6 protein-coding genes are annotated in these 5,377 nt (G+C 48.5%); all 6 read left to right on the top strand.

The annotated features are described in order from the left end of the window. The first annotated feature begins 134 nt into the window (after positions 1–134). The 6 genes from J4F31_11745 (at position 135) to J4F31_11770 (ending at position 4,938) form a co-directional block, all read left to right on the top strand. A complete protein-coding gene (locus tag J4F31_11745; GenBank protein ID MCE2497230.1) occupies positions 135–911 on the top strand; it encodes a hypothetical protein in 777 nt (258 codons plus the stop codon). Continuing rightward, a complete protein-coding gene (locus J4F31_11750; protein ID MCE2497231.1) occupies positions 908–1,432 on the top strand; it encodes a hypothetical protein in 525 nt (174 codons plus the stop codon). The genes J4F31_11745 and J4F31_11750 overlap by 4 nt, the downstream gene beginning before the upstream one ends. A 209-nt stretch (positions 1,433–1,641) precedes the next feature. Further along, positions 1,642–3,147 carry a phytoene desaturase gene (gene crtI, locus J4F31_11755; protein ID MCE2497232.1) on the top strand — a complete coding sequence of 502 codons (1,506 nt, stop codon included), beginning with the start codon at positions 1,642–1,644 and terminating at the stop codon, positions 3,145–3,147. Continuing rightward, a complete protein-coding gene (locus J4F31_11760; GenBank protein ID MCE2497233.1) occupies positions 3,144–3,773 on the top strand; it encodes a carotenoid biosynthesis protein in 630 nt (209 codons plus the stop codon). Before crtI ends, J4F31_11760 begins: the two co-directional genes overlap by 4 nt. After that, the gene (locus J4F31_11765; protein MCE2497234.1) at positions 3,770–4,246 is read left to right on the top strand and encodes a sterol desaturase family protein; all 477 of its coding nucleotides are present in this window, start codon (positions 3,770–3,772) and stop codon (positions 4,244–4,246) included. Before J4F31_11760 ends, J4F31_11765 begins: the two co-directional genes overlap by 4 nt. Further along, on the top strand, positions 4,243–4,938 hold the full coding sequence (locus tag J4F31_11770) for a lycopene cyclase domain-containing protein (protein MCE2497235.1): 696 nt from the start codon (positions 4,243–4,245) through the stop codon (positions 4,936–4,938). The genes J4F31_11765 and J4F31_11770 overlap by 4 nt, the downstream gene beginning before the upstream one ends. Positions 4,939–5,377: the final 439 nt, after the last annotated feature.

Raw genomic sequence — 5,377 nt, forward strand, 5'->3', positions numbered from 1 at the left:
TTTTGTAATCGCTGAGTTTGCTATATTTTACAGGCATTACAGAACAAATCTATCCAATTGTTCCGGTCTTATGCCTTAAGAATTCTGAACCACTCAACTAATCAACCATTCAACGAATCGTGCGTTAATACGGCATGAAGTGGATCCTCAAACGAGTTTTCATCGCCTGGTTCGTGTTTATGGTGGTGATCTTGGCTTTTACGATGCCAGAATCGAGACCGATCGATTTGGATGAGGTGAGTTTTCACACTACCGAGAGCTCGGAGTTGTACTTCAAGAATGTGCGTTCCTTTTTCTACGAGATTTGGGACGACCCCAAGAGTGGGTTCGTGCATTACCGGATAAAATCGAGGAACGGAGATTCGCTCGTTCCTTCCATCAACTTCATGATCTTGAACAATTGGCGGTTCGACGAAGCCTATGTCATGGCCGAGGGCAATGGAGCCTTGAGCACTCTTGAGGGGTTGACCCTATCCATTGTTACGCCCGAGGACAGCTCGACCTTTACCTTCGATCGATTCACGAATTACGAGCATTGGATGACGGCAGGCCGCGTGTACATGGCGCTAAGAGACGATCGCTCGCGGTTTTGGTTGAGCGGACCGCAAGGAAATGCATTGGGCCGCGAGGCCCTGAAGATTTATACAGAGAGCGAAGAGCGAAAGAGTTTACGCAAAACATTAGGCGATTATTTCAAGCTGGTGGGTAAAATTTACTGCCGTGGAAATCTGAAAATGCCGGGTAAACGTATGTATGTATGTCGAATCAATTCAAGCGCTATGTTGTCTATTGCGAATTTTCTGATGTCATTGAGTCCGCATCAGCATCAATGGACGACCATCCAATTCACCAGTATCCACACCGAAGTGGCTGGGAGTACCTTCATGAATGGTCTACCATCGAAAAAATGATCTCCGTATACATGTGGTATGAACGCCAGGTCACCGGCTATAAAACTATGCCTCAGCAAGCCGATGAACGGAGATTGGAGCAAGATCTCGGAAAAGAGAATGCTCGCGATCTATTTGCCCTTTGCCGTGCGGGTTGGTCTTTTACCGATCCTCTGACTCGTTTGTTGCCCGACGAGCAAGCACCGCTTATAGAGTACGTTGGGCGAGTAGAAGAGCTGTTCAGAAACGAATGCGCTCATGAGATCGTCGCCGCGTACTGGGTTTGTGGCGATCCGAAAGGTGAGGAGCGCAAGGTCATTCAATCTCTTATCGGTGAGTATGCCGAAATGAGCCATCAAAAGGAAATCGCCATGATCAAAACAGCGTCGCATATGCTGGATCTAAGGATCCAAGCCGCTGATTGCTTTTGGAGGAACATAAAGAATGCAGGAGATTATCGGTCCAATACGTCGATCGCCATGAAGGCCATGTCTTCGGCCGGAGTCTTTCTTTCGTTCTTTAGTCTGATGAACGGACGGTAAGGAAGTTCTATGTTTTTAGTGTTGAGGTCTTTGTTAGCTTCGATTAAAGATTCCAACCCCAAGCCTTGCCAGCGGGGGATAATTACTCCCATTAACCAATAACCATTAACTTTCGTAATCAACGATCCAACGATCCAGCCAAAAAGAAAGAATTACGAATTCCACTAAGAACCACCACACGTGATTTGCGTTAACTTGCCGTAGCAATCATGAAGGGAGACTCAATAAAAGCTGTAGTCGTAGGAGCAGGCATAGCCGGCATTGCAACGGCTATTCGATTACGCCATCTGGGTTACGAAGTAACGGTTTGCGAAGCAAACGACTACCCCGGTGGAAAACTAACCGCTTTTGAGCAAGATGGATTTCGATTCGACGCCGGTCCGTCGCTCTTTACCTTGCCCTACCTCGTCGACGAGCTGTTCGAACTCTGCGGTGAAGACCCCCGAGATCATTTCAATTACCACCGCAAAGACGTCGCCTGCCATTACTTTTGGGAAGATGGCACTTTTTTACCCGCCTGGGCCGACCGCCAAAAATTCGCACTCGAAGTCGAGGAACGTATAGGGGTGCCTGCGGCACGATTAACATCGCACCTCCAGCATTCGGCACTGTTGTGGGAAAGAACCGGCTCCCTCTTTATGGAGCGGTCCCTGCATCGTTTCAGCACCTACTTCTCTAAAGACACTCTAAAGGCATTGGGAGCCATTCACAAGCTCAATTTGTTCACCACCATGCACGGGGCCAATGAGCGCGCCCTGAAAGACCCCAAAATGACGCAGCTCTTCGACCGTTTCGCGACCTACAACGGTTCTAGTCCATACCTCGCGCCGGGCGTCATGAACATCATTCCTCACCTCGAACACCAATTGGGTACGTATTACCCCGAAGGCGGAATGCACGAGATCACCACGTCCCTGACGGGGCTTGCAGAACGTATCGGAGTTCAATTCAGATACGAAGCGCGAGTTGAACGCATCATCGTTGAACGGAAAAAAGTAACGGGGGTAGAGCTCACATCGGCCCGAGAGGGCCATAATCAGACCCTACGCGCCGATATCGTCGTAAGCAACATGGATGTGGTGCCGACGTACCGAAAACTCATGCCGAATGAGCCCGCTCCGGAGCGCACTTTGAATCAACCTCGCAGTAGCTCTGCACTCATTTGGTATTGGGGTATCGGGCACATTTTCAATGAGTTGGATCTCCACAACATTTTCTTTAGCGATGGTTACCGGTCGGAGTTCGAAGACATCTTCGAAAAAGGCAAGATTTTTGATGACCCAACCGTGTATCTGAACATCAGTAGTAAGGAAGATGCGAACGATGCACCGATGGGCAAGGAGAACTGGTTCGTGATGGTGAATGTACCCGGTAATACGGGGCAAGATTGGGATCGGTTGATCGCCGAAACCCGCCAGTACGTAGTGCAAAAATTGAGTCGAATGCTGGGGGTTGAGATCGAGCCGTTGATCGAGACCGAATCACTGCTTGATCCGCGGTTGATCGAATCCAAGACCAGCTCGTTTCGAGGGTCGCTTTACGGAGCGGCCTCGAACAACGCCATGGCCGCTTTTTTGCGTCACCCCAACGCGCATCGCCGAATCGGAGGGCTGTATTTTTCAGGGGGGAGCGTCCACCCGGGAGGAGGAATTCCACTTTGCCTATTGAGTGCCCGAATTACCGCTGAGCTCGTTCAGAAAGACCACCGATCATGACCCGCCAAGCCAGAATATCAATAATAGTATTAGCCGTGCTTCATGCCGTAGGCATCATCGGAATATTAACTCCTTTTAGGCCGTATTTCGTAGCTCTGACACCGCTAAATCTGCTGATAACCGCCTATCTGCTCATCCGAAACCAAAGCGAGATATCGCTCCGCACGGTGTGGATCATGCTGATGGCGTACTTCCTTGGGCTCGGTGTAGAGATCGCCGGGGTGTCGACCGGGGTAATATTCGGCGAGTACAAATACGGTATCGTGCTGGGCCCCAAGATCGCGGGAGCCCCTATGATGATTGGGATCAACTATCTCATTTTACTTTTTGCCTCGGGTGAGCTGGCTCGATGGATGTTCAACTGGTTTGGCTGGCGCATTATCGCCGGTGCTTTTAGTATGGTTTTGCTCGATATTCTCATTGAGCCCGTAGCCATATCCTTGGAGTGGTGGAGCTGGACTTGCGGAATTCCGCCACTCACGAACTATGTAGGCTGGTTCGTGGTTTCTTTGCTGATGCACGCCTTGTACGCGGTTTCTTTGAACGATCAAAATAATCGCATTGGCGCGGCTGTATACGGAATACTATTCGCCTTTTTCTTGTTGCTTAACTTTGCATTCGCATGACCTTGGCACTACATATCGCGATCTTCATCGGCACCTTCTTCGGAATGGAATTCACAGCGTGGTTCACCCACAAGTACGTTATGCACGGGCCGCTTTGGATCTTGCACAAAGATCACCATCAGGTGGAGCCCGGATTCTTTGAAAAGAACGACGCCTTCTTCCTCATTTTTGCCGTACCGAGTTGGCTCGGTATCATGCTTGGACTCATGTATCAACAGTACTGGGCCGTATGGATGGGCGCGGGAATCGCCGCATATGGATTTACCTATTTTTTGGTGCACGATGTGTTTATTCACCAGCGATTTAAATGGCTTCGTAGATCCGACCACCCCTACTGGCGTGCGGTCCGAAAAGCTCATAAAGTCCATCATAAACACTTGAATAAGGAGCAGGGCGAATGCTTCGGAATGCTCGTGGTGCCCTTTAAATTCTACCGCGAGGTCTATCGGTCTATCCATGCCCAACGGCGATGAACGAGCACCATTACTACCTGCTCATCAACCTGTTTACCATCAGCGTGCCAATCATCCGGAGCTTTGAGCCCCGCATCGCGTATTACAAGAGTTTTAGGCAGCTCGGTGTGGGTATCGCCCTCACAGGCGGATTCTTCATTATCTGGGATGCGATCTTTACCGCACGGGAGGTTTGGGGCTTTAACCCGCGCTATCTTTCAGGGATCGAAGCCTTTGGTTTACCCTTGGGCGAATGGCTGTTCTTTGTTACCGTACCCTTTGCTTGCGTGTTCATATACCGCGTTCTCAATTACTTTTTTCCGCGCGACCCCGCGGGTCGATGGAGTGCCTACCTCACGCAATTCCTCGTTTCCTTTAGTCTAGCCCTTGCTATTACCAACTTTCAGCGCGAATACACCTTTTGGACCTTTTTGCTGCTTGGCCTTACCCTCGGATTTCTACACTACAAAGGAGCCAATCACCTCGGCTATTTCTACCGAACCTACGGCGTTATTCTGATCCCTTTTTTGATCGTGAATGGAATTCTGACGGGAACGGGCATCGAAGAACAGATTGTGTGGTACAACGACGCCGAAAACCTCGGTATACGTATTGGCACTATTCCGGTCGAAGACACTTTTTATGGCATGTTGCTGATCTTAGGCGTGGTGACTATTTATGAGTATCAGATTCAAAAAAACGAAAGTTCTTAGGTCTAAGTTTTGAGTTCTTAGTTGGACATTAGCCTGGTCCTGAACTATAATGGATGATCGACCCCATTTATTTTATCAGGATAAGACCTAACTGTAAGGACCGTCAAATCAGCTGGGCACTTATTTAAGAAGTTCCACGGCTTCCATTGCTCATAGGCAACATACTAAACCGATGCGAGACTTTTGTTTCGCAACCGGTCCTTCATTTTAACATTTTGCTGGGAGTTCTTAGAATGCATTAATGGACTTTCTCAAAATAATGGACAGTAAATAACTAAGCTGCCGTTCGGTTTAATTATAAAAAATGCTTTTGCAAAGGAGACAAATATTTGATTGCACTATGTTTCTTTTGCGTATTATACTGAAGGCTTCCCATAAAACAGTAACGGTTAAATAATGAAAATCGTTAATTTAGAAAAGAAGGAAGCAAAATGAAAAA

The sequence above is a fragment of the Flavobacteriales bacterium genome (genome assembly GCA_021296215.1).
GTDB lineage: Bacteria > Bacteroidota > Bacteroidia > Flavobacteriales > ECT2AJA-044 > ECT2AJA-044.